Annotated in this window: 18 protein-coding genes; 13 read left to right on the top strand and 5 right to left on the bottom strand. The window is 62.7% G+C overall.

Annotation, left to right across the window (positions count from 1 at the left end; genetic code table 11):
• The 3 genes from MF4836_RS30175 to MF4836_RS30165 form a co-directional block, all read right to left on the bottom strand.
• Window positions 1–822 carry a molybdenum cofactor biosynthesis F family protein gene (locus MF4836_RS30175; protein ID WP_078473439.1) on the bottom strand — a complete coding sequence of 274 codons (822 nt, stop codon included), beginning with the start codon at window positions 820–822 and terminating at the stop codon, window positions 1–3.
• An 80-nt stretch (window positions 823–902) separates the two neighbouring features.
• A complete protein-coding gene (locus MF4836_RS30170; RefSeq protein WP_078473438.1) occupies window positions 903–1,577 on the bottom strand; it encodes a helix-turn-helix transcriptional regulator in 675 nt (224 codons plus the stop codon).
• Window positions 1,578–1,663: 86 nt separating this feature from the next.
• Complete coding sequence (locus MF4836_RS30165) at window positions 1,664–2,998, bottom strand: aspartate aminotransferase family protein (protein WP_078473437.1); 1,335 nt, start codon at window positions 2,996–2,998, stop codon at window positions 1,664–1,666.
• Window positions 2,999–3,269: 271 nt separating this feature from the next.
• Between MF4836_RS30165 and MF4836_RS30160 the strand changes: the two genes are divergently transcribed.
• The 4 genes from MF4836_RS30160 to feaR all read left to right on the top strand — a co-directional run bounded on the left by MF4836_RS30160 (window position 3,270) and on the right by feaR (window position 8,106).
• Complete coding sequence (locus tag MF4836_RS30160) at window positions 3,270–4,757, top strand: aldehyde dehydrogenase family protein (RefSeq protein ID WP_078473436.1); 1,488 nt, start codon at window positions 3,270–3,272, stop codon at window positions 4,755–4,757.
• A gap of 190 nt (window positions 4,758–4,947) precedes the next feature.
• Window positions 4,948–6,465, top strand: a complete 1,518-nt coding sequence (locus MF4836_RS30155; RefSeq protein WP_078473435.1) for an APC family permease — start codon at window positions 4,948–4,950, stop codon at window positions 6,463–6,465.
• Entirely contained in the window at window positions 6,431–7,018 is a 588-nt protein-coding gene (locus MF4836_RS30150) for a DUF3156 family protein (RefSeq protein WP_078473434.1), read from the top strand. The genes MF4836_RS30155 and MF4836_RS30150 overlap by 35 nt, the downstream gene beginning before the upstream one ends.
• Before the next feature lie 149 nt (window positions 7,019–7,167).
• Window positions 7,168–8,106: a transcriptional regulator FeaR gene (gene feaR / locus MF4836_RS30145; protein ID WP_078473433.1), complete on the top strand. Its 939-nt coding sequence runs from the start codon at window positions 7,168–7,170 to the stop codon at window positions 8,104–8,106.
• A gap of 63 nt (window positions 8,107–8,169) precedes the next feature.
• On the opposite strand, the gene MF4836_RS30140 is transcribed toward feaR, so the two are convergent.
• Window positions 8,170–8,973 (bottom strand): helix-turn-helix transcriptional regulator, encoded by an 804-nt coding sequence (locus MF4836_RS30140; RefSeq protein ID WP_078473432.1) that lies wholly within the window; start codon window positions 8,971–8,973, stop codon window positions 8,170–8,172.
• Window positions 8,974–9,187: 214 nt separating this feature from the next.
• Between MF4836_RS30140 and MF4836_RS30135 the strand changes: the two genes are divergently transcribed.
• From MF4836_RS30135 to MF4836_RS30120, 4 genes are all read left to right on the top strand, one after another.
• Window positions 9,188–10,552, top strand: a complete 1,365-nt coding sequence (locus MF4836_RS30135) for an APC family permease (protein WP_078473431.1) — start codon at window positions 9,188–9,190, stop codon at window positions 10,550–10,552.
• A 9-nt stretch (window positions 10,553–10,561) separates the two neighbouring features.
• Entirely contained in the window at window positions 10,562–11,662 is a 1,101-nt protein-coding gene (locus MF4836_RS30130) for a DmpA family aminopeptidase (RefSeq protein WP_078473430.1), read from the top strand.
• Window positions 11,663–11,959: 297 nt separating this feature from the next.
• Complete coding sequence (locus MF4836_RS30125; RefSeq protein ID WP_078473429.1) at window positions 11,960–13,408, top strand: serralysin family metalloprotease; 1,449 nt, start codon at window positions 11,960–11,962, stop codon at window positions 13,406–13,408.
• A 93-nt stretch (window positions 13,409–13,501) separates the two neighbouring features.
• Window positions 13,502–13,888 carry an AprI/Inh family metalloprotease inhibitor gene (locus MF4836_RS30120; protein ID WP_078473428.1) on the top strand — a complete coding sequence of 129 codons (387 nt, stop codon included), beginning with the start codon at window positions 13,502–13,504 and terminating at the stop codon, window positions 13,886–13,888.
• 146 nt (window positions 13,889–14,034) lie between these two features.
• On the opposite strand, the gene MF4836_RS30115 is transcribed toward MF4836_RS30120, so the two are convergent.
• Window positions 14,035–15,015, bottom strand: a complete 981-nt coding sequence (locus MF4836_RS30115) for an IS5-like element ISPre1 family transposase (protein WP_078473427.1) — start codon at window positions 15,013–15,015, stop codon at window positions 14,035–14,037.
• 287 nt (window positions 15,016–15,302) lie between these two features.
• Between MF4836_RS30115 and MF4836_RS30110 the strand changes: the two genes are divergently transcribed.
• The 5 genes from MF4836_RS30110 to MF4836_RS30090 all read left to right on the top strand — a co-directional run bounded on the left by MF4836_RS30110 (window position 15,303) and on the right by MF4836_RS30090 (window position 23,450).
• Entirely contained in the window at window positions 15,303–17,081 is a 1,779-nt protein-coding gene (locus MF4836_RS30110) for a type I secretion system permease/ATPase (protein WP_078473426.1), read from the top strand.
• Window positions 17,078–18,412 (top strand): HlyD family type I secretion periplasmic adaptor subunit, encoded by a 1,335-nt coding sequence (locus MF4836_RS30105; protein ID WP_078473425.1) that lies wholly within the window; start codon window positions 17,078–17,080, stop codon window positions 18,410–18,412. Before MF4836_RS30110 ends, MF4836_RS30105 begins: the two co-directional genes overlap by 4 nt.
• Before the next feature lie 2 nt (window positions 18,413–18,414).
• Window positions 18,415–19,773 carry a TolC family outer membrane protein gene (locus MF4836_RS30100; RefSeq protein ID WP_078473424.1) on the top strand — a complete coding sequence of 453 codons (1,359 nt, stop codon included), beginning with the start codon at window positions 18,415–18,417 and terminating at the stop codon, window positions 19,771–19,773.
• A gap of 43 nt (window positions 19,774–19,816) precedes the next feature.
• Window positions 19,817–21,517, top strand: a complete 1,701-nt coding sequence (locus tag MF4836_RS30095; RefSeq protein WP_078473423.1) for a polyurethane esterase — start codon at window positions 19,817–19,819, stop codon at window positions 21,515–21,517.
• Window positions 21,518–21,596: 79 nt separating this feature from the next.
• Entirely contained in the window at window positions 21,597–23,450 is a 1,854-nt protein-coding gene (locus tag MF4836_RS30090; protein WP_078473422.1) for a polyurethane esterase, read from the top strand.
• The last annotated feature ends 27 nt before the right edge of the window (window positions 23,451–23,477 follow it).

Raw genomic sequence — 23,477 nt, 5'->3', positions numbered from 1 at the left:
TTAACGGTATTCGGTGCGATTGAGCACGTAGGCGAGGGCGCCCACCGGGAAGTTGGCGGCGCTGCTGAAGTCGTCGCCCTGGTAGCCGAAGATCTTGCCGTCGGTCTTGCCGGCTGCCAGGTCAATCAATACCAGGCCCAGGGTGGGGACGATCTTTTCCCGCCAGACAAACAGGTAGAGCTGATCGGCGACCTTGTAGTAGTGGCAGCGGTCGGTATCCGCCAGCCCCTGTTCAACGCCTTCCAGGCACTGCCAGCTGTAGAAGTTCGAGTTCAGGTACACATGTTCATAGGCTTCGGTGGCGCTGTAGATGTACTGGTTGCGCAGGCCAACCAGCTCCAGGGTCGGCGCGTGTCGAGGGGTATCGGGGGTGAAGGGCAAGTCGATGCTGCCATGCAGGAACTGCGCGCTGACCGCCGTCAGCTCCCGGCCGGATAACGCGCGGCTGAACAGGTCGACTGCGGCTTCGGCCTGGGTCGGCATTTGCCCGATCACGGCGGTGAATAGGTTGTGCATCAAGTCCAGCACCAGGCTGACCGAGTGGGTCCGGCCGTCTTCCAGCTTGAGAAAGTCCACCAGGTAGATGCCCGGCCGGATTGAGCTGGCGCGATAGGGCGCATCGCCGCTGGCGTCGTTATCAGCGGTTTGCCAGTGCAGGGTCTCGGCGCCGAATTGGTGCTCGATCAGCCAGCCGTTGGCGAAGTGCAGCGTGAGGCTACGGCCCTTCAGGTCATCGAGTGCCGGAAGGATGTGGTTGTCGCTGGCAAAGCCATCGGCCAGGGCGCCGACGGTGATCCATTCTGGTTGTGTGTGGGTGGTCATGGGCTGGGTCTTGTCGGTTGAGGGAAGACTCCATAGTCATCCCGTCGACCCGCGTCGCCCATCAACCGGATGGTTGAGTTCTAGAGGAATAGCACCTTGACCAGCTCGGTGCGGTTGCCGACAGCGGCTTTGCGAAACAGGTTGATCAGGTGAGTCTTGACCGTCGGCAGGCCCAGGCCCAGGTGCTGGGCAATGACTTTGTTGCTGGCGCCTTCGCGCAGCAGCCAGGCGATTTCCTGCTCCCTCGGGGTGAGTGCGGCCAGGCGTTGGTCGGATTGGGAGTAGGGCGCCTGGGCGGCGATTTCCAGCAGCCCCTGCAGGGCGTGCAGGGTTGTCAGCTCATCAGGGCTGAAACGTCCGAGGCTGGCATCACGCAGCAGCGACAAGCCGGCAATCGGCCGCTGACCGTCGCTGGCCAGGATCTCCACCACATCGCACACCCCGTTGCGTTGTAAAAAGCCCTGGTAGACCTCGGTCTCGTGACGGCCCTGTTGGGCCATGCCCATGTGCAGCGACAGCACCGGGCGGCCTGCCGCGGCGCAGTTGCGGGGCCGCAACGGGTCGTAGTGACGGTAGCGTTGCAGGTAAGCGTCGTGCATGTGCGGGGTCATGCGATGCAGCGAAAAGTGTTGGGCCTGCAGTTGCTCGTCAATGCGATAGAACGCACAGAGGGTGGCCGGCACGACCTGGGTAAATGCCCGGATACAGCGCTGGCCGAGTTCGAGGGCATCGGGCAGGGCGGGTGACTGGCTCATCGATGACTCCTTGGATTGAGGCAACCACACAAAGGGACGATAAGGCCCGAAGGGGCCTTATCGAGCGCAGCAACCGCTGGGTAGCGTCAGCGGCGCGCCTGGGACAGGCCCAGTTCCAGGGCATTGACGATCACGTCGACCTGCTCCTGCTGGATCACCAGAGGTGGCGAGAGAATGATCTTGGTCCCCACCGGGCGCACCATGACGCCGTTGTCGCGGGCGATCTGTGCCACCTGGTTGGCGTAGCCACTCATGGGGTCGATTGGCTCGCGGGTGGTTTTATCGGCCACCAGGTCGAGGGCGACCATCAGACCCTTGCCGCGTACTTCGCCGACACTGTCAAAGCGTTCGGCAAAGGGCTGCAGGCGCTTGAGCATGTAGTCGCCCATTTTCGCGGCATTGGCCGGCAAATCATCCTTGACCACGATATCCAGGCAGGCCAGGGCCGCGGCACAGGCCACCGGGTGCCCGGAGTAGGTGTAGCCATGCATGATGGCGCCGGTGAAGTTGCTGTTCTTCTCGAACGCCGCTTCGACCCGTTCGTTGACGACGGTGGCGCCCAGGGGGATGTAGCCTGAGGTGATGCCCTTGGCCAAACACATGATGTCGGGTTTTACGCCCCACAGGCGGCTGCCGAACATCGAGCCGCTGCGGCCGAAACCGGTCACCACTTCGTCGGCGATCAGCAGCACGCCGTACTTGTCACACACCTCACGGATCAGCGGCCAGTAGTTGGCGGGCGGCACGATGACGCCGCCGGCGCCCTGGATCGGCTCGGCGATAAAGGCCGCGACGGTGTCGGGGCTCTGGAACTGGATTTCACGTTCGAGAATGTCGGCGCAGATCTTGCCGAGTTCTTCCGGGTCCTGGCTGTAGGGGTTGCGGTACAGCCATGGGGTGTCGACATGGAAGCAGCCTGGCAGCAGCGGCTCGTAGTTGCGACGGAACACGGTGTTGCCATTGACCGAGGCGCCACCAAAGTGGGTGCCGTGGTAGCCCTGGCGCAGGGAGATGAACTTGGTGCGATCGGCCTGGCCTTCGAGTTTCCAGTACTGGCGGGCCAGCTTCAGGGCGGTTTCGATGGCGTCCGAACCGCCACTGCTGAACGCCACGCGGCGCATCCCTTCGGGCTCCAGCAGGTTCATCACCACTCGTGACAGCTCTTCGGCACGAGGGTGGCTGACGCCGTCGAACAACTGGAAATACTCCAGCTCATCCAGCTGCGCGGTGATCGCCGCTTTCACTTCCTTGCGGTTGTGGCCGACGTTGACGTTCCACAACCCGGCAACGCCATCCACCAGTTGGTGGCCCTTGTCGTCATACACATAGCAGCCATCGCCACGGACAATACGAATCGGCTCGCGTTGCTTCATTTCGTTGGGGTGCAGCATGGGGTGCCAGAAGCGGCTTTGTTCGCTCACGTTGAGTCTCCTGATAACGCACGGACAGCGTGGGTCTATTAGTGCGTCATTTATACCCCTGGCGCTTGCCTCTGTGTGCCAGGGTTCTTGATCGTCACTGCCAGACTGATGCAAGGCATGACGCCGCGCGCAGCGATCATTGGTGACGGATTGTGCAGGGCATCGATGGGCTGGCAGCCAGTGCCAAGTTTCCCGGCAGCCAGGATCAAGACGACGTTCGGCTTTGCGCTCAGAGTCTGTCTCGAACTAGGTCTATTTCCGAGGATTCCAGATGAGCGTTGCCATCGACCCACGTGTCGCTGCATTTATAGACAGTCAGCATGGACTGCTGATTGACGGTCACAGCCAGCCAGCGCTATCCGGTGCGCAGATGCCGGTCTTCAACCCCGCCACCGGCGAGGAGCTGACCCGGGTGGCCGCGGCTGCCGCGGCGGATGTCGACCTCGCCGTTGCCGCTGCGCGCCGGGCCTTCTGCGGCAGTTGGGCAGCGCAACGCCCGGCCGACCGTGAGCGTCTGCTGCTGAAGCTGGCCGACCTTCTAGAGGCCAATGGCGAACACCTGGCCCAGCTCGAAACCCTCAACAACGGCCAGTCGATCCACCTTGCCCGCGCCCTGGAAGTCGGCGCCGCAGCGGAATTCACCCGTTATATGGCGGGCTGGGCGACCAAGATCGAGGGCAAGAGCCTGGACGTTTCGATCGCCGCGGTGCCCGGAGCCAAGTACCGCGCCTATACGGTGCCGGAGCCGGTGGGGGTGGTGGGGGCCATCGTGCCGTGGAATTTCCCGTTGCTGATGGCGATCTGGAAAATCGTTCCGGCATTGGCCTGTGGCTGCACGGTGGTGCTCAAGCCGGCGGACGAAACACCGTTGACAGCCTTGCGCCTGGGGCAGCTGTGCCTGGAAGCAGGCATCCCTGAAGGCGTGGTGAACGTGGTGACCGGTACTGGCGCCGTAGCCGGTGCCGCGTTGGCCGGGCACCCGGGGATCGACAAAGTGGCGTTCACTGGCTCGACCCAGATCGGCAAGGTCATCGGGCATGCCGCAGTCGACAACATGACTCGGTTTTCCCTGGAGCTGGGCGGTAAATCCCCGGTGATCGTGCTCGATGATTGCTCTCCCGAGGTGGCGGCCGCCGGCGCAGCAGGGGCCATCTTCTTCAATCAGGGCCAGGTGTGCACCGCAGGGTCGCGCCTCTATATCCAGCGCGCAATCTTCGACCAGGTGCTGGAGCGGTTGGCGACCATCGCTGGTGGGCTGAACATTGGCCCCGGGCTGGATGAACAGGCACAGATCAATCCGCTGATTTCGGCAAAACAGCAAAAACGCGTGCTGGGCATGATCGAGCGTGGTGTGGCCGAAGGCGCGCGGGTGGTTTGTGGTGGCGTTGCCCATGGCGAGCAGGGCTTCTACGTGCGCCCGACAGTGCTGACCGATGTCACTGCCGATATGCAGGTGGTGCGTGAGGAGATCTTCGGTCCGGTGGTGGTGGCCACCCCGTTCGACAGCCTGGATGAAGTGGTCGAGTTGGCCAACGACAATCAATACGGGCTGGGGGCGAGCATCTGGTCCAACGACCTGGCCAAGGTCATGGCGCTGATTCCGCGAATCAAGGCCGGTACGGTCTGGGTCAATACCCACAATATGCTCGATCCGTCGATGCCGTTTGGCGGTTACAAGCAATCGGGCATCGGTCGCGAGATGGGCCATGCGGCGATCGAGGCGTATACCGAGAACAAGTCGGTATGCATCGCCTACTGATTGGCTGCAGGCCTCGTCAGTTCGACGATGGAGACGTCGATGGCCCTGTTGCACGACAGTGCCTGCTCGGGTAGTCGAGCAGGTTCCGTTCAAGCTGCGTCAGACAGCAAAGCAATTCGCGCACCTTCGGGTGCGCCCTTGAAATGCCTAAAACAACAATCACTAACGCATGCTTTCGAGGTCCAGAACCATGTCATTCAACGACAAACTCACCCGACACCTGAACCAGGGCGTGGTCGGTTTCCCCACGGCACTGGCCAGTGCGGTCGGCCTGATCATGGCCAGCCCGGTGATCCTCACTGCCACCACCGGCTTCGGCCTGGGCGGCGGCGCCTTTGCCGTGGCCATGGTGATCGCCATGGTGATGATGCTCGCCCAGTCGACCACCTTCGCCGAAGCCGCGTGCCTGCTACCCACCAACGGTTCGGTGTATGACTACCTGGCCTGTGGCCTGGGACGGTTTTTTGCCATCACCGGGACGATTTCCGCCTACCTGATCGTGCATGTGTTTGCCGGCACGGCGGAAACCATCCTCAGCGGCATCATGGCCCTGGTCAACTTCGAGTCACTCAACACCATGCTCGAGCAAAGCGGCAGCGCCTGGCTGGTCGGGGTCGGGCTGGTGATTTTCTTCGGCTTGCTGAATGCCGTGGGCATCACCGCGTTCAGCCGCGCCGAGGTGATCCTGACCTTCGGCATGTGGACCACCCTGATCATCTTTGGCGTGGTTGGAGTGATCAAGGCACCGGCAGTGGAGCTCAATGGCTGGTTTGGCGAGTCCATGGTCGGCACCGACCTGCCGACGATCCTGTCACTGGTGGGCATGGCGATGTTCATGTTCGTCGGCTGCGAGTTCGTCACGCCCCTGACCCCGGATGTGCGCAAGGCGGCCAAGACCATTCCACGAGCCATGGCCCTGGGCCTGGTGGGTGTGGCGACGTGCATGTTCATCTACGGCGCGGCGATGAAACGCCAGGTGGCCAATATCCCCCTTACCGCAGACGGCAGCGTGCATCTGCTGGATACGCCCATGGCCATCCCGCAGTTCGCCGAGCAGATCATGGGGCCCTTCGGGCGTATCTGGTTGGGTGTCGGCCTGCTGTTCGCCGGCGCTGCAACGATCAATACCCTGATGGCCGGCCTGCCACGGATTCTCTACGGCATGGCCCTGGATGGCGCCTTGCCCAAAGTCTTTACCTACCTGCATCCGCGCTTCAAGACGCCGTTGCTGTGCATTGCCGTGGCGGTGTTGATTCCGTGCCTGCACGCCTGGTGGCTGGGTGGCAGTACCGACAACATCATGCACCTGGTACTGGCGGCGGTTTGCGCCTGGAGTACGGCTTACCTGCTGGTCACGCTGTCGGTGGTGGTGTTGCGCATTCGTCGGCCGGACTTGCCACGGGCCTACAAGTCACCGTGGTTCCCGCTGCCGCAGATCGTCTCTTCGGTGGGCATTCTGCTGGGCATGTGGTTTATCACCCCGCCGGGCATGAATCCGCGTGATATCTATGTGCCATTTGGCAGCATGCTCGGCCTGACGGCGGTCTATGCCCTGGTCTGGACCGTGTTTGTGCAAAAGGTCAATCCATTCCGCCCGGTGCCGGTGGAAGAGGTGCTGGAGAAAGCGTTCAACCTGCAATCAGAGGTGCACAACGCGCCGGGAGCGATGCCTGATGAACAGTTCAAGCTGGCTGCAAAACCTCTCTGATGTCTGGGACCGGCCGCCCTCCGGCTATCGCCCGGGCGTTACCCTGGGGCAACTGCGGCGTGATCTCGCAGGTCTGGAATGTGAGGTCGCAAGCCCGACTCGGGTGCAATTCAGCACGGGCGACCTGGAGTTTGAGGTGCAGGAGCGGGCCCAGGCCCAGTTGCTGATGCACATCGTGGTGTGCGAGTTCGTGCTGCGGGTGCCCAGCCAGCAGACCGAGGCGACGAAAATCGTGCTGCGCCACACCGGGGCGATCCGTCGCCAGGGTGTGGCTGCGCGGCTGAGTGAGGGTTCTGCGCAGGCGATGGCACCACTGCTGGAGCGCTTGCACGCCGATGCGCCCTTGCTCGCTGCGCTGCTGCCCCTGGACTTCAAGCGTCTGGAGCTGCAACGCGACGCGCAGGGCTGGCAGGTACGCCTGGAACACTTCGGTGCCAGTGAAGTGGTCAATCGTCTGCCCGGGTTTCGTCGCTACATCCGTCTGACCCACGAGCAGCGCGCCGCGTTGCTGGCCACCTTCACACGGTTGTACAGCCTTCTAGGAGAGTTCTGACAACCATAACCGTCTCTGCTGGCATACGCCGTGCTTAAGCCATAACAAACTATCCATGGTGCCAAGGCTCCTTGCCTGGCAAATAGATAACATGTTAATGATATCGCCATAACAACAAAGGCGGTCTCAACCGGCTTCTGGAGGTGCACATGCTTGCTTCGCATAGTTTCGGTTCCTGGGTCGGCGCGCTGCAGGGTGTGTGCGGTCGTTTTGACGCACGCCCGGCGCTGAACTCGGCGTTGTTTATCGGTGAGGTCGGGCTGCTGGATTACGCAGGCCTGGAAGTCGCGCAGATCCGCACCAATGCCGGGCTGATCTCGCGCAAGAGCACCAGTGTCGATCAGGACGACGATCGCCACTGCTTCCTGATCATGCAGCGCAGCGGCCATGCCCAGCTGCGCCAGGGCGGCGAGACGATCGAGCTGGCGCCTGGAGACATGGCGCTGCTGGACTCGGCCGGCGCTTGTGAAATCGTGCCCCACGGCCTGATTGAGCACTCTTCGTTCCACCTGTCCCGGGATGAGGTGTACCGCCACCTTCCGGCCCATCAGCGCAAGTTTGGCAAGCTGTCGCAGAACTGCGCCAGCGGCCGGCTGATGCGCATGCTGGTGGAGCAGATCTGCGCCGGCGAGCTGCAAGGCTGCGCCGCCCAGCAGGAGGGCGAGGCGTTGCAGGAAGCCTTGATCGCCTTGCTCGGCCCCACGCTGCGCCAGGCCAGCAGCCACAGCCTGGACGGTTACGACAGCCTGCACGGGGGCAGCCTGTGCAGCCAGGCACAGCAATTGATCCGGCAGTCGCTGAACGAGCCCAACCTGAGCCCGGTGTCCCTGGCTAATCAGATGAATATTTCCGTGCGTCAGTTGTACCGTCTGTTTGAGGAGCAGGGTGACAGCGTCTGCCGATTCATCCAGCGTTCGCGGCTCAATCGCAGCGCCGCCGACCTCAGCAACCCGCGGCTGCGCAATGAGTCGATCACCGATATCGCCTTCAAGTGGGGCTTTACCGATTCGGCGCATTTCAGCCGTACCTTCAAAAAGCACTTTGACCAGTCACCACGGGATTACCGGGCCCACTCATTGAACGGCTAGGCGCGGTTCCCGGCACCTGGTCGACCTCTGGCCCGTGTCTGCTGTTGCGGAAAACCCCTGGCTTCAGGGGTTTTCCAGGTCATGCCCCAGGGATTGGATAAACAGCGAAAACAGCTCGGGCTGGGAGGAAATATCGAGCTTGGCGTACAGGTGGCGCCGGTGAACCTTGATGGTGTCCGGGGAGATTTTAAGGCGCTCGGCCATGGCCTTTGAGGAAAACCCGCGCAGGATCAGGCGCGCAATCTCCAGCTCCCGGTCCGACAACACTCCACAACCGAAATGACTGAGCGCATCGCGGATCTGGCTGGCCATTTCCTCGGCGGGCGCGGGCAGGGCGCGCACTGCGCTTTGCTGCCAGTGCTGCTGCATCAGCGGCAGGACCCAGGCCGCAAACGTGGTCAATTGGCCGACTTCTTCGGCGCTGAACAGCCGTTGCATGCCCAGGGACAACGACAGGGTGCCGCCCTCGGGGATCTGCAGGATCAACTGCAGCTCGTCTTCGAGCACGTTGTCGTGGAAGTAGTTGAGGAAGTATTCGCTCTGGCGAAAGTGATCGGGGGCGACTTCCTCCAGGCGATACAGGCCGCTGGGATAACCCTCGCGACAGGCCTGGAAAAACGGGTCCAGCAGGTACAAGCCATTGAGGTAGCTGAGCATCGATGCGGGCTTGCTCGTGGGCTCGGCGTCGTATTCCTCCAGGGCCTGGGGCAGGCCATCGCGGGGGTAGAAAATCGCCAGGGCGTTATCGAACGGCGACACCTGGTGCAGCAGCAGGATCAGCTGCTTCCAGAAGCGAGGCGTGCCGATCTGCGTCAGGGTACGGCCCAGCGCGGCATGCATGCCGACTTCGCGGAACAGAGTGCTCAAATACGTGGCTCCACTTCAGGGGGTGCGGTGATGGGCGTTGGTGCAGGGTTTCGGGCATTTGCGCCACGGCGTCAAGGGGGAGTACTCCAATAGGGGAATTGGTCGGGCCACCCGGGCGCTCTAGAGTAGCGTCCATCAAGTGCGGCCCAGAACGCACCCAGCCGATTTATTTTCGTTTCTGCCTCAGACCAAAAATAACCACGAGGATAACGATATGAGCTCTCCCGCTGCGCCCGATGGCGCACTGAAACCGACCCTGAGTGTGTTCGATGTGGTGGCCATTACCGTGTCCGGTGTGACCCCCGCCAGTTCCGTGTTCGTGATTGCGCCCTTTGCCATCCACCAGGCCGGCAGCGGGGTGTTCCTGGCTTTCGTGATGGCCGGGTTACTGGCCCTGATGTTCGCCTTTTGCTACGCCGAACTGGGCCGCGCCCACAACAGCGCCGGCGGTGAATACGTCTATGCCAAGCGGGTGTTCGGCGGCATGGCCGGTTACGCGACCTTTCTCACGGTGCTGGTGATGTTGCTGTTTATCCCGCCGGTGCTGGCAACCGGTGCCGCCACCTACCTGAACAATGCCCTGGGCACCCAGTACGATTCCCAGACCGTCGCCCTGGTCATTGTGGTCTGCAGTTATTTGTTGGGCATCCTCAATATCAAGCTCAATGCCTGGATCACCGGGACCTGTCTGTTGCTGGAGATTGCCGCGTTGCTGGTGATCGTGTGCCTGGGCTTCGGTAACGCCACACAACCATTGAGCATCCTGGTGCATCCGCAAATCGTCGAAAACGGCGTCTTGCACATGGCGCCCTGGGCCCTGGTGATCGGTGCCGTGGGCATTGGCCTGTTTTCCTACAATGGTTACGGTCCGGCAGTGCTGCTGGCCGAAGACATGAAATGCCAGGGCCGTGGCGTGCACAAGGCGGTGCTGTGGTCCCTGGTGCTGGTGGTGATCATTGAGCTGGTGCCGCTCACCGCGCTGTTGATCGGTGCGCCGTCTCTCACTGCAATGCTCGCCAGCCCCGACCCGATTGGCTATCTGCTGACCAGCCATGGCAATGAAACCCTGTCGCGGGTGGTCAGTGCCGGAATCTTCCTTTCCGTGTTCAACGCCATTGTCGCCATCGTGATCCAGATTGGCCGGGTGGTGTTCAGCAGTGGTCGCGATGCGCTCTGGACCCCGAGCATCAATCGCCTGTTCACCCGCATTCATCCGCGCTGGGACTCGCCGTGGATGGCCACGCTGTTTCTGGCGGTGCCCTCGGCGATTCTCAGTTTCAGCTCCAACCTGGCGGACCTGACGTCATTCAGCGTGCTGCTGATCATGCTGGTGTACCTGATCGTGGCGCTGTGCGCCTTGCTCAGCCGGGTGCTGCTGCGCGATCGCGAGCATCCGTACCGCATGCCGCTATGGCCGCTGCCGGCGTTGCTGGCGGTACTGGGCGCCGGCTACTTGCTGGTCAGTCTGTTCCTTGAAGCGTCGCTCAGGGACATCATGGTGATCATCGGCCTGCTGGCACTGTCGGTGATTCTGTATGGCACCAACGGTCGGTTCAGTCCGGCCTTTCAAAAACTGTAAGGAGTGGTTATGCGCGCACGTCAATTGGGGATCAGCCTGGGCCTGGGCACACCTGGCCCGTTCAATGCGATCACCGATGTTCCGGGGGTGCGGGTCGGTCACAGCACGCTCAAGACCGAGGTCGACGGCAAGCAGGTGCGCAGTGGCGTGACCCTGATCCAGCCGCGGGCCGGCCACGCTCGCCAACAACCCTGTTTCGCCGGCTGCCACGTACTCAATGGCAACGGCGACGCCACTGGGCTTGAGTGGATCCGCGAGGCCGGACTGCTGGCGACGCCGCTGGCGATCACCAATACCCACAGCGTCGGCGTGGTCCGCGATGCCCTGATTGCCGCCGAGCGCGACAGCCTGGCGGACCCGGCGGTGTACTGGTGCATGCCGGTGGTGATGGAAACCTACGACGGCCTGCTCAACGATATCTGGGGCCAGCACATAGGCCCGCAACACCTGCGCGAGGCCATGGCCCTGGCCGAGTCGGGGCCGGTCGCAGAGGGCGCGGTGGGCGGTGGCACCGGGATGATCTGCCATGAGTTCAAGGGCGGTATCGGCACCGCTTCACGGCGGCTGCCGGCGGAGCAGGGTGGCTTTACCGTGGGTGCATTGGTGCAGGCCAACCATGGCAAGCGCCAGGAGTTGCGGGTCGATGGTTATCCGGTGGGGCGCCACTTGATGGGCATCGCTTCACCTTTCGACGAGGGCGGCACCCCGGGCATGGGGTCGATCGTGGTGATCCTGGCCACCGATGCACCCTTGCTGCCCCATCAGTGCCAACGCCTGGCGCAGCGTGCATCGATCGGCATCGCGCGCACCGGGGGCGGCACCGAAGATTCCAGCGGCGATATCTTCCTGGCCTTCGCCACCGGCAACCAGGACCTGCCTGCCGCCGACTACGGGCGCAAGGACCTGCCCCTGAGTACGCCGCTGGCCATGCTCAACAACGATCACATCTCACCCTTGTTCAGCGCAGCGGCGGAAGCGGTGGAAGAGGCGATCATCAATGCCTTGCTGGCGGGTGAGCCGATGACCACCCGCAGTGGCACCCTGGTGCCGGCGCTGCACGCGCAAACCCTGCTGGAGGCATTGCAATGCAGCGGCTGGAAAGCAACTTAATGCAACTCTAAAGTTGCCGATGGATGCTCTATTTAGTGTCGATTATTTAATTATTAAATTGTCGATTGTCGGACAATTAGTTGTTGGGCTGGCTTTTAAGAATAATCTTTTACCGGCCCGATCATTGTTTGCGGGAGTTTGTCTGGACAACAAAGTTTGACGCCAAAAAAGTACTAGACGTCTTGTTTAAAATTGTGTCAGTTTTCTTGCGCCTGCATTGGGCGAGTGATAGGACGATCTCGCCAGGGATTGTTGCTATCGAAAAAAAACTGCTCCATTGATTACAAGGAAGTGTTCATGTCGAAAGTACAAGACAACGCTATTACTGCTGCTGAACAAGCGCTGCTGCCATTGGCTGCTGCAAGTTCGGCGTATAACCAGATCAATAGCTTCAGCCATCAGTATGACCGTGGCGGTAACTTGACGGTCAATGGCAAACCCTCCTACACGGTCGATCAGGCCGCGACCCAGTTGCTGCGCGATGGCGCTGCCTACCAGGACCTCAACGGCAGCGGCAAGATCGAGCTGACCTACACCTTCCTGACGTCGGCGTCCTCGAGCACGCTGTACAAGCACGGGATCTCCGGGTTCAGCCAGTTCAGCGCCCAGCAAAAGGCCCAGGCCGCGCTGGCCATGCAGTCCTGGTCGGATGTGGCGAATGTCACCTTCACTGAAAAAGCCTCCGGCGGCGATGGTCACATGACCTTCGGCAACTACAGCGGTGGCCAGGATGGTGCGGCGGCCTTCGCCTACCTGCCGGGGACCGGCGCCGGCTATGACGGCACCTCCTGGTACCTGACCAACAGCAGTTACACCCAGAACAAGAACCCGGAGCTGAACAACTACGGCCGTCAGACCCTGACTCACGAAATCGGCCACACCCTGGGCCTGGCGCACCCCGGCGACTACAACGCGGGCAACGGCAACCCGTCCTACAGCGACGCGACCTATGGCCAGGACACCCGTGGCTACAGCGTCATGAGCTACTGGAGTGAAAGCAATACCAACCAGAACTTCAGCAAGGGCGGGGTCGAAGCCTATTCGTCCGGCCCGCTGATGGATGATATTGCCGCGATCCAGAAGCTCTACGGCGCCAACACCAGCACCCGTGCGGGCGATACCACCTATGGCTTCAACTCCAACACCGGGCGTGACTTTCTCAGCGCCACTTCGGCGTCGGACAAGCTGGTGTTCTCGGTCTGGGACGGGGGCGGCAACGACACCCTGGACTTCTCCGGTTTCACCCAGAACCAGAAGATCAACCTCAATGAAGCCTCGTTCTCCGACGTTGGCGGCCTGGTGGGCAACGTCTCCATCGCCAAGGGTGTCAGTGTCGAAAACGCCATTGGCGGTTCGGGCAATGACCTGCTGATCGGTAACAACGGGGCCAACGAGCTGCGTGGCGGTGCCGGCAACGACATCCTCTACGGCGCCGGTGGCGCGGACAAACTCTGGGGTGGGGCCGGTTCCGACACCTTCGTGTTTGCCGCCAGTTCCGATTCCAGGCCGGGTGCCGCCGACCAGATCATGGATTTTGTCAGCGGCCTGGACAAAATTGACCTGACGGGCATCACCAAAGGCGCTGGCCTGCACTTCGTCAACGCTTTCACCGGTGCTGCCGGCGACGCCGTGCTCAGCACCTCGGGGGGCATCAGCACCCTGTCGGTGGACTTCTCCGGGCACGGCGTGGCGGACTTCCTGGTCAGCACCGTGGGCCAGGCGGCATTCAGCGATATCGTTGCGTAATTGAGCAGCAAGGAGGGAGGCGCGAAAGCGTCGCCCTCTGTTGTTGCAATGGCCGGGCGCCTGAGCGAGGCTAGCCCGCGAATGGAGCCCCCGATGACCCGCAAAGCCTTGATCTGCAAGCCCCGCGCGTGGCTGTTCACGACGCTGATGATGTTTTTTGGAGATGTAACCATGGCAAGCAGCCTGAGATTGGCCGACCCCTCTGAACTGGCCGGGAAGTGGCAATTGCAACAGCCGGCGCAACCGGCGCAGCAATGTGCCCTTGAACTGTTGCCCAACGGCACCCTGGGGGCGGGCGCCGACTGCCTGACCCAGTGGCTGGGTGCGGCCGCCATCGGCTGGTTTCCCGAGCCCGACGGTATCGCCGTCACCGGCGCCGAAGGATCGAAGATCATCTTCCTGAGTCGACAGAAAGAGGGGCTTTATCAAAGCACCTTGAGTTCCGGACTGGTGATCGTCCTGCAGCGCGCAGGGCACTAGGGATGGTCTGAAGTAGTTGTGTATTTCTGGCTGACTTCAGCCCCTGCCGATTTTAAAAGCGGCAAATCGATCAAAAACGCTCAGATCACCCGCTTATTTCTGTGTTTTTAGCCGCCGCGAGCACCTCGCGGCAGCCATTTCCCACATTACAGGCGCACCTCTCCTGCATTCGCCAGTAAATGTCGGCGCGCCATCCACAGGTTCGACAGCGCGAACAGCGTCACCAGTTGCGCCGTGTTCTTCGCCAGACCACGGAAGCGCACCTTCACATAACCGAACTGGCGCTTGATCACCCGGAACGGATGCTCGACCTTGGCTCGTACCTGAGCCTTGGCCTTCTCAATCTTGCGCGCGGCTTTGTACAAAGCACTGCGCTTATTAAGCTTCTTGTAAGTACTACGGCGGGCGGCGATCTGCCAGATGACCTTCCGGCCTTCATGTTCAGGGCGTTTCTCGACGCCGGTGTAACCCGCGTCGGCACCGACCATGTTCTCATCGCCGTGCAACAGCTTATCGACCTGGGTGACATCGGCCACGTTGGCCGCCGTGCCCACCACGCTGTGCACCAAGCCCGACTCATCATCGACACCGATGTGCGCCTTCATGCCGAAGTAGTACTGGTTACCCTTCTTGGTCTGATGCATTTCCGGGTCGCGCTTACCGTCCTTGTTCTTGGTCGAACTCGGCGCATTGATCAGTGTGGCATCGACGATCGTGCCTTGGCGCAGCGACAGCCCTCGGTCGCCCAGATAGCCATTGATGACAGCCAAGATGCCGGCGGCTAGTTCGTGCTTCTCCAGCAAACGACGGAAGTTGAGGATGGTGGTTTCATCGGGGATACGCTCCAAGCTCAGCCCCGCGAACTGGCGCAGGATGGTGGTCTCGTACAGCGCCTCTTCCATCGCTGGATCGCTGTAACCGAACCAGTTTTGCATCAGGTGCACGCGCAGCATCGCCATCAGCGGATAGGCCGGACGACCGCCTTCACCCTTGGGATAATGCGGCTCGATCAAGGCAATCAAACCCTTCCACGGCACCACCCGATCCATCTCGATCAGGAACAACTCTTTGCGGGTTTGTTTGCGCTTACCGGCGTACTCGGCGTCAGCGAAGGTCATCTGCTTCATGGGGAAACTCAGCGGGTGGAATCCGGGTATTTTGCCAAAATCTGGAAGTCTTCTTCAGAGTTTCCCTAGCCTTAGTTCAAAAGAGCCCGCGTCAATGGCGCAAGTCATACAAGGCTGTCAGTCATTGACGCTTGACTGCTAAATAAGGACAACACTGACTCGTCTACAAGTAGAGCCTGTTGTTGTATGCCCGCTTTATATATAAACAGCGCCCGTATTGCGTCGGGCGATGCATGTCTTCCTGCGCCGCAAGGTTCAGGTTATTAGTTCAGGGAAGATCAACCAAGATGGCGAAGACCACTCAAGCCGCACCCTTATTCAAGGCGCTCGGTGATTACAAGGGTATTTTGATCAGCGTCGGGTGTTTCACGGCGTTGATCAATGTACTGATGCTGGTGCCATCGATTTACATGCTCCAGGTTTATGACCGGGTTCTCACCTCGCAGAACCAGACCACCTTGCTGATGCTGACCCTGATGGTGGTCGGCTTCTTTGCGTTTATCGGCCTGCTTGAAGTGCTGCGCAGCTTTATCGTGATTCGCATCGGCAGCCAGTTGGAGCGGCGCTTCAACCTGCAGGTCTATCAGGCGGCGTTCGAACGCAACCTGGCGCGTGGGGAAGGCCATGCCGGCCAGTCATTGGGCGATTTGACCCAGATTCGCCAGTTCGTCACCGGTCCGGCGCTGTTCGCCTTCTTCGATGCCCCCTGGTTTCCCATCTACCTGCTGGTGATTTTCCTGTTCAACACCTGGCTGGGTGTACTGGCTTCAGCGGGGGCCGTGCTGCTGATCGGTCTGGCCTGCCTCAATGAAGCCATGACCCGGCAACCCCTGGGCCAGGCCAGCGGCTATTCCCAACGCTCCACGCAACTGGCCAGCAGCCATTTGCACAACGCCGAAACCATCCAGGCCATGGGCATGCTCGGGGCACTGCGCAAACGCTGGTTCGAGGTGCACTCGCGGTTTCTCGGGTTGCAGAACCAGGCCAGCGATACCGGCGCGGTCATCAGTTCCCTGAGCAAGACCTTGCGTCTGTGCCTGCAATCGTTGGTGCTGGGGCTGGGGGCCTTGCTGGTGATCAAGGGGGATATGAGTGCGGGGATGATGATTGCCGGCTCGATCCTGATGGGGCGCGTATTGAGCCCCATCGATCAACTGATTGCGGTGTGGAAACAGTGGAGCACCGCCAAGCTGGCCTATCAGCGCCTGGACGCGCTGCTGCAGGAGTTCGGCACCCGCCAGAGCGCCATGGCGCTGCCGGCGCCCAAGGGCCAGGTCAGCTTCGAGCTGGTCAGCGCCGGGCCACCGGGCCGGCGCCTGGCGACCCTGCAACAGGTCAGTTTCAGCCTGGGGGCCGGCGAAGTGCTGGGGGTGCTCGGCGCCTCGGGCTCCGGCAAGTCGACCCTGGCCCGGGTGCTGGTCGGGGTGTGGCCAACGCTGACGGGCACGGTGCGCCTGGATGGCGCCGATATCCATCGCTGGGACCGGGAGCAACTGGGCCCCTATATCGGCTACTTGCCCCAGGACATCGAGCTGTTCAGCGGCAGCATCGCCGACAACATCGCGCGCTTTCGCGAGGCCGACCCGCCGCAAGTGGTGGCAGCGGCGCAGCAGGCCGGGGTGCACGAGATGATCCTGCGCCTGCCCCAGGGCTATGACACGCTGCTGGGGGATGAGGGCAGCGGCTTGTCCGGTGGCCAGAAGCAACGGGTGGCCCTGGCCCGGGCGCTGTACGGCAAGCCGAGCCTGGTGGTGCTCGACGAGCCCAACTCCAACCTCGACACCGTGGGCGAAAGCGCCCTGGCCGCCGCCATCGCCCAGATGAAGGCCCAGGGCACCAGCGTGGTGCTGGTGACCCATCGTTCCTCGGCCCTGGCCCAGGCCGACAAGTTGCTGGTGCTCAACGAAGGGCGCTTGCAGGCCTTTGGCCCGAGCCAGGAAGTGCTCAAGGCCCTGGCCGGTGCCCAGGAAGCGGCCCGCACGCCCAATCCCGCACCGGCCGCGACCCCGGCCGGCTTGAGCATGAGCCGGCAATACCAGGCGCCGAACCGGAGTAACGGCCCATGAGCCAGGACCAGCAGATGATCAATGACAGCACTTACACAGCACCGCGCCCGGAGCGCGACGCGCGGTTTTTTGCACGCCTGGGCTGGGCCCTGGCGCTGTTCGGCGCCGGCAGCTTTTTTGCCTGGGCGGCCCTGGCACCGCTGGACCAGGGGATCCCGGTGCAAGGCACGGTGGTGGTGTCGGGCAAACGCAAGGCGGTGCAATCGATGAGCGGCGGGGTGGTCAGCCGGATCCTGGTGCGCGAGGGGGAGGCGGTGCGCCAGGGCCAGCCGTTGTTTCGCCTGGATCAGACCCAGATCGGCGCCGATGTGCAGTCGCTCCAGGCTCAGTACCGCATGGCCTGGGCCAGCGTGGCGCGCTGGCAGAGCGAGCGCGACAACCTCAAGCAGGTCGACTTCCCGCCGCAGTTGAGCAGCGATGCCGACCCGCGCCTGGGCCTGGTGCTGGAAGGCCAGCGGCAATTGTTCAGCAGCCGGCGCGAGGCATTCTCCCGCGAGCAGGCGGCCATCGGCGCCAATATCGAAGGCGCCAGTGCGCAACTGGCCGGCATGCGCCGCGCGCGCAACGACCTGAACAACCAGGCCGACTCCCTGCGCCAGCAATTGGGCAACCTGCAACCCCTGGCCGACAACGGCTATATCCCGCGCAATCGCTTGCTGGAGTACCAGCGCCAACTGTCGCAAGTGCAGCAGGAACTGGCACAGAACAGCGGCGAAAGCGGACGCGTGGAGCAGGGTATCCGCGAGTCGCGGCTCAGGTTGCAGCAGCACGCCGAGGAGTACCAGAAGGAGGTGCGCAGCCAGTTGGCCGATGCCCAGCTCAAGAGCCTGACCCTGGAGCAGCAACTGGCCTCGGCCGGGTTTGACCTGCAGCACAGCGAAATCGTCGCCCCGTCCGCTGGCATCGCCGTCAACCTCGGGGTGCACACCGAAGGCGCGGTGGTGCGTGCCGGAGAAACCCTGCTGGAGATCGTGCCCCAGGGCACGCGGCTGGAGGTGGAAGGGCGCTTGCCGGTGAACCTGGTGGACAAGGTCGGCAGCCATTTGCCGGTGGATATCCTGTTCACCGCCTTCAACCAGAGCCGCACGCCCCGGGTGCCGGGGGAGGTCAGCCTGATTTCCGCTGACCAGATGCTCGATGAGAAAACCGGCGTGCCCTATTACGTGCTGCGCAGCAGCGTCAGCGAACAGGCGCTGGAAGCGCTCAATGGCCTGGTGATCAAACCCGGCATGCCGGCCGAGATGTTCGTGCGCACCGGCGAGCGTTCGCTGCTCAATTACCTGTTCAAGCCACTGCTCGACCGGGCAGGTTCCGCGTTGACCGAAGAATAAGGATGTTGCGTCGCATGAGTAAGCTTTCCATCTTCGCTGCCGTCCTGCTGCTGGCCTGTGGCAATGCCCGGGCCATGGGACCGTTTCAGATTTACGAGCAGGCGCTGCGCAACGACCCGGTGTTCCTCGGCGCCATGAAGGAACGCGACGCCGGCCTGGAAAACCGCGCCATCGGCCGCGCCGGCTTGCTGCCCAAACTGGGCTACAGCTACAACAAGGGCCGCAACACCTCCAAGGTGACCTACCTCGACACCGTGCGCGGCACCCAGCACGAGGACCGCAACTACAGCAGCTACGGCTCGTCCTTCACCCTGCAGCAGCCGCTGATCGACTACGAAGCCTACGCTGCCTACCGCAAGGGCGTGGCCCAGGCGCTGTTTGCCGATGAGAACTTTCGCGGCAAGAGCCAGGAGCTGCTGGTTCGGGTGTTGACCTATTACACCAAGGCCCTGTTCGCCCAGGACCAGATCGACATTGCCCAGGCCAAGAAGCGCGCGTTCGAGCAGCAGTTCCAGCAGAACCAGCACATGTTCCAGCAGGGCGAAGGCACCCGCACCGACATCCTTGAAGCCGAGTCACGCTATGAGCTGGCCACCGCCGAAGAGATCGAAGCCCGGGATGAACAGGATGCCTCGCTACGGGAACTGGGGGCGCTGATCGGGGTGCCGGCGGTGGATATCGGCGACTTGCAGCCGCTGGACCAGGGGTTCCAGGTGTTCGCCCTGACCCCGGCCAATTTCGCCACCTGGCATGAGCTGGCCCTGAGCAACAACCCGAACCTGGCCTCCGGTCGCCAGCGCCTGGAAGTTGCGCGTTACGAGGTGGAGCGCAACCGCGCCGGGCATATGCCCAAGCTCAACGCCTATGCCTCGGTGCGCCAGAACGAGTCGGAAAGCGGCAATACCTACAACCAGCGCTATGACACCAACACCATCGGCATTGAGGTCAGCGTGCCGCTGTACGCCGGCGGCGGGGTGTCGGCGGCGACCCGCCAGGCCAGCCGCTCCATGGAGCAGGCCGAGTACGAACTGGACTCGCAGACCCGCGAAACCCTGATCGAGCTGCGGCGCCAGTTCAGTGCCTGCCTGTCGGGCGCCAACAAACTGCGGGCCTATCAGAAAGCCCTGAGCTCGGCCGAGGCCTTGGTGGTCTCCACCCGGCAAAGCATCCTCGGCGGCGAACGAGTCAACCTTGATGCGCTGAACGCCGAGCAACAGCTCTACAGCACCCGGCGCGACCTGGCCCAGGCGCGCTACGACTACCTGATGGCCTGGACCAAGCTGCATTACTACGCCGGCACCCTGCGCGAAGCTGACCTGGCGCGGGTCGACGAGGCCTTTGTGCCGCGCAGCTCGCACTGACGGGCTCCGGGCAGACACGATCAGCACACGAGAGGAAACCCCCATGGGCATTTTTGCTTACAAGCAGTTCTCCGAGCAGGAGGCCAAGGCGCAGTACAGCGCCGCCATGACCCTGGCGCTCTATGCCTACGCCCCCGACGGCCAACCCCAGCCCGGCGGTTGGCTGACGATTGGCGCCGAGGCCCTGGGTTACCAGGGCCGGGTCGGGCCCCAGGGCACGTTTTTCGGGGAGCAGGCCGGCTTCACCAGCGCCGAGGCCGAGGTCCTTGGCCAATACGATGCCAATGGCCAACTGACCTCGATCGGCATTGCCTTTCGCGGCACCGGTGGCCTGGGTTTCAGCGACACCCTGGGTGACATCAAGAACAACCTGCTGGCGGCGATCGGTCCGGTGGATTACGCCCAGAACTACACCCAGAACGCCTTCAACCAACTGCTGCAGGACGTGGCGACTTTCGCCCAGGCCCAGGGCCTGGGGGCCAAGGATGTGCTGGTCAGCGGCCACAGCCTGGGCGGGTTGGCGGTCAACAGCCTGGCGGCCCTGAGTGGCGAGCACTGGGGCGGGTTTTATCAGCAGGCCAACTACGTGGCCTTCGCCTCGCCGACCCAGAGCCCGGCCACGCCCCAGGTGCTGAACATCGGTTTTGAAAACGACCCGGTATTCCGGGTGCTCGACGGCACCCGTTTCAGCGTGACCTCCCTGGGCAGCCACGATCAGCCACAGCCCTCGGCCACCAACAATATCGTCAACTTCAACGACCATTACGCCAGCACTCTGGAGAACCTGCTGCCGCAAAGCATTCTCAACCCGCAGTCGTGGCAGGCCCACGGGTCAGCCGGGTATGCCGATGCACTGAATCGGGTGATCGACTCAAGCTTCTACGGGCTGACGAGCAAGGATTCGACCCTGGTCATTTCCAACCTGTCGTTGTCCAGCCGTGGCAACACCTGGGTCGAAGACCTCAATCGCAATGCCGAGGCGCATACGGGCAGCACCTTTATCATTGGCAGTGACGGCAACGACCTGCTGAAGGGCGGGCGTGGCAATGACTTCCTGGAAGGCCGCGATGGCGATGACCGTTTTCGCGATGACGGCGGCTACAACGTGATACTCGGCGGCAAGGGGCACAACGTGTTCGAACTGCGCCAGCCCCTCGATCACTTCACCCTGGCCAACGATGGCGACGGCACCTTGTATGTGCGCGATGCCTACGGCGGCATCAGCCTGACCCGGGACATCGGTGCCCTGGTCAGCAAGGAGCCGGGCTTTGCCTGGGGCCTGTTCAGCAAAGAGGTGAGTCACGAGGTCACCGCTGCCGGGCTGTTGGCCGGTGACCAGTTGACGCCCTACAACCATTCGCTCAACGGCGATGCCTACGGCAATTCACTGGTGGCCAGCGGCGAGGGCGACTGGTTGTTCGGCCTTGGCGGCGATGACCTGCTGCGCAGCGAGCACAGCCAGGTGACCTTCGTCGGCGGTGCCGGCAACGATGAGCTATACGCCAGCGGCGGCGGCAACACCTTCCTGTTCAACGGCGCCTTTGGCTTCGACACCCTGCACGGCTACCAGGGCAGCGACAGGCTGGTGTTCCTCGGCGTCGAAGGTGCCGGGCAGGGCTACGACTACAGCCAGCACCTGACGCAGAGCGGCCAGGACACGGTGCTGAGTGTGGGCGACTACTCCGTGACCCTGGTCGGTATCGCCCCGGACAGCCTGGTCGGCGCGGGGCTGGTCTTCGCCTGAGCAGGCAGTGCAAGCGTGCGCCGTCGGCTTGCTGGCGGCGCCGGTTTCAGCCCGGTTTTCCCAAAAGAGAGGCACCATCATGGCGGTCTATGACTACAAAAACCTCGGCAGCGAAGGCAGCAAGGCGCTGTTCGCCGATGCCCTGGCAATCACCCTGTATTCCTACCACAACCTCGATAACGGCTTTGCCGTGGGCTATCAGCACAACGGCTTCGGCCTCGGCCTGCCGGCGACCCTGGTCAGCGCACTGATCGGCAGCAGCGATTCCCAGGGGGTGATTCCCGGCGTGCCGTGGAACCCCGACTCGGAAAAGGCCGCCCTCGACGCCTTGCACCAGGCCGGCTGGACACCGATCAGCGCCGCCCAACTGGGGTATGGCGGCAAGGTCGATGTGCGCGGCACTTTTTTTGGTGAAAAGGCCGGCTACACCACGGCCCAGGCCGAAGTCCTCGGCCAGTACGACGCCAATGGCCAGTTGACCTCGATCGGCATTGCCTTTCGCGGCACCAGCGGCCCGCGCGAATCGGTGATCAGCGACTCCATCGGCGATGTGCTCAACGACCTGCTGGCTGCCCTGGGGCCCCAGGACTACGCCAAGAACTACAGCGGCGAGGCGTTCGGCGGCCTGCTGGGCGATGTCGCGGCCTTTGCCCGGGCCAATGGCCTGAGCGGCTCGGATATCGTGGTCAGCGGCCATAGCCTGGGCGGGTTGGCAGTCAATAGCCTGGCGGACCTGAGCGAAGGGCGCTGGGACGGGTTTTTCAAGGATGCCCAGTACCTGGGCTACGCTTCGCCGACCCAGAGCGCCGGCGACAAAGTGCTGAACATCGGCTATGAAAACGACCCGGTGTTTCGCGCCCTGGACGGTTCCACCTTCAACCTGTCATCCCTCGGGGTGCACGATGCGCCTCATGAGTCGGCGACCAATAACATCGTCAGCTTCAACGACTTCTACGCCTCCAGCGCCTGGAACCTGCTGCCGTTCTCGATTCTCAATGTGCCCACCTGGCTGTCCCACCTGCCCAGTGGCTACGACTCCGGCATGACCCGGGTGCTGAACTCGGCGTTCTATGACTTCACCCACCAGGACTCCACCATCATCGTCGCCAACCTGTCTGACCCGGCACGGGCCGGCACCTGGGTCCAGGACCTCAACCGCAATGCCGAGGCGCACCGGGGCAGCACTTTTATCATCGGCAGCGACGGTAACGACCTGATCCAGGGCGGCAAGGGCAATGACTACCTGGAGGGCGGCGCGGGCAACGATACGTTCCGTGATGGCGGCGGCTACAACATCCTGCTCGGTGGCCAGGGGCACAACACCCTGGAGTTGCAGCAGTCGGTGCACAGCCTGGAATTTGCCAACGATGGCGCCGGCAGCCTGTACATCCGCGATGCCCAGGGCGGCATCAGCATCACCCGGGATATCGGCACCTTGACCAGTAAGGAGTCAGGCGCGTTGTGGGGGTTGTTCAAGGATGAGGTCAGCCACCAGGTCACGGACAAAGGCCTGCTGGCGGGCTCGGTGCTGACCGCCTACGCCAAGTCCCACAGTGGCGACGCCGGCGCCAACCAGGTGCGGGCCGACGGCGTGGGTGACTGGCTGTTCGGCCTGGGGGGCAACGATCATCTGCTGGGCGAACTCGGCCATCATGTGTTTGTCGGCGGCGCCGGTGATGACCTGCTGCAGGCGGGGGGCGGCCACAACACCTTTGTCTTCAGTGGCGACTTCGGCCATGACCGGCTGCTGGGGTACCAGGCCAGTGACAGCCTGGTGTTCATGGGGGTGGCCGGGGTGGCGCCGAACGACAGCTACCGTGCCCACGCCACGGCGGTGGGCAATGACACGCTGCTGAGCTTTGGCCAGGCTTCGGTGACCCTGGTGGGTGTGGGCCTGGAGCAGTTGAACGGCGCGGGCATCGTCCTCGCCTGAGGCATCGTGACGGGCGGCGCGTGCCTC

The sequence above is a fragment of the Pseudomonas sp. MF4836 genome (genome assembly GCF_002018875.1).
In the GTDB taxonomy this organism is placed as follows: Bacteria; Pseudomonadota; Gammaproteobacteria; order Pseudomonadales; family Pseudomonadaceae; genus Aquipseudomonas.
Note: the sequence above shows the minus strand (reverse complement) of the source record. Positions and strands in the feature narration are given on the sequence as shown.

What these genes read in the sequence shown, in the direction of transcription:
- MF4836_RS30175 (WP_078473439.1), bottom strand. Translation starts at nt 822, where the DNA reads ATGACCACCCACACACAACCAGAATGGATCACCGTCGGCGCCCTGGCC.
- MF4836_RS30135 (WP_078473431.1), top strand. Translation starts at nt 9,188, where the DNA reads ATGAGCTCTCCCGCTGCGCCCGATGGCGCACTGAAACCGACCCTGAGT.
- MF4836_RS30115 (WP_078473427.1), bottom strand. Translation starts at nt 15,015, where the DNA reads ATGAAGCAGATGACCTTCGCTGACGCCGAGTACGCCGGTAAGCGCAAA.
- feaR (WP_078473433.1), top strand. Translation starts at nt 7,168, where the DNA reads ATGCTTGCTTCGCATAGTTTCGGTTCCTGGGTCGGCGCGCTGCAGGGT.
- MF4836_RS30090 (WP_078473422.1), top strand. Translation starts at nt 21,597, where the DNA reads ATGGCGGTCTATGACTACAAAAACCTCGGCAGCGAAGGCAGCAAGGCG.
- MF4836_RS30150 (WP_078473434.1), top strand. Translation starts at nt 6,431, where the DNA reads ATGAACAGTTCAAGCTGGCTGCAAAACCTCTCTGATGTCTGGGACCGG.
- MF4836_RS30170 (WP_078473438.1), bottom strand. Translation starts at nt 1,577, where the DNA reads ATGAGCCAGTCACCCGCCCTGCCCGATGCCCTCGAACTCGGCCAGCGC.
- MF4836_RS30160 (WP_078473436.1), top strand. Translation starts at nt 3,270, where the DNA reads ATGAGCGTTGCCATCGACCCACGTGTCGCTGCATTTATAGACAGTCAG.
- MF4836_RS30120 (WP_078473428.1), top strand. Translation starts at nt 13,502, where the DNA reads ATGACCCGCAAAGCCTTGATCTGCAAGCCCCGCGCGTGGCTGTTCACG.
- MF4836_RS30095 (WP_078473423.1), top strand. Translation starts at nt 19,817, where the DNA reads ATGGGCATTTTTGCTTACAAGCAGTTCTCCGAGCAGGAGGCCAAGGCG.
- MF4836_RS30130 (WP_078473430.1), top strand. Translation starts at nt 10,562, where the DNA reads ATGCGCGCACGTCAATTGGGGATCAGCCTGGGCCTGGGCACACCTGGC.
- MF4836_RS30100 (WP_078473424.1), top strand. Translation starts at nt 18,415, where the DNA reads ATGTTGCGTCGCATGAGTAAGCTTTCCATCTTCGCTGCCGTCCTGCTG.
- MF4836_RS30125 (WP_078473429.1), top strand. Translation starts at nt 11,960, where the DNA reads ATGTCGAAAGTACAAGACAACGCTATTACTGCTGCTGAACAAGCGCTG.
- MF4836_RS30155 (WP_078473435.1), top strand. Translation starts at nt 4,948, where the DNA reads ATGTCATTCAACGACAAACTCACCCGACACCTGAACCAGGGCGTGGTC.
- MF4836_RS30110 (WP_078473426.1), top strand. Translation starts at nt 15,303, where the DNA reads ATGGCGAAGACCACTCAAGCCGCACCCTTATTCAAGGCGCTCGGTGAT.
- MF4836_RS30105 (WP_078473425.1), top strand. Translation starts at nt 17,078, where the DNA reads ATGAGCCAGGACCAGCAGATGATCAATGACAGCACTTACACAGCACCG.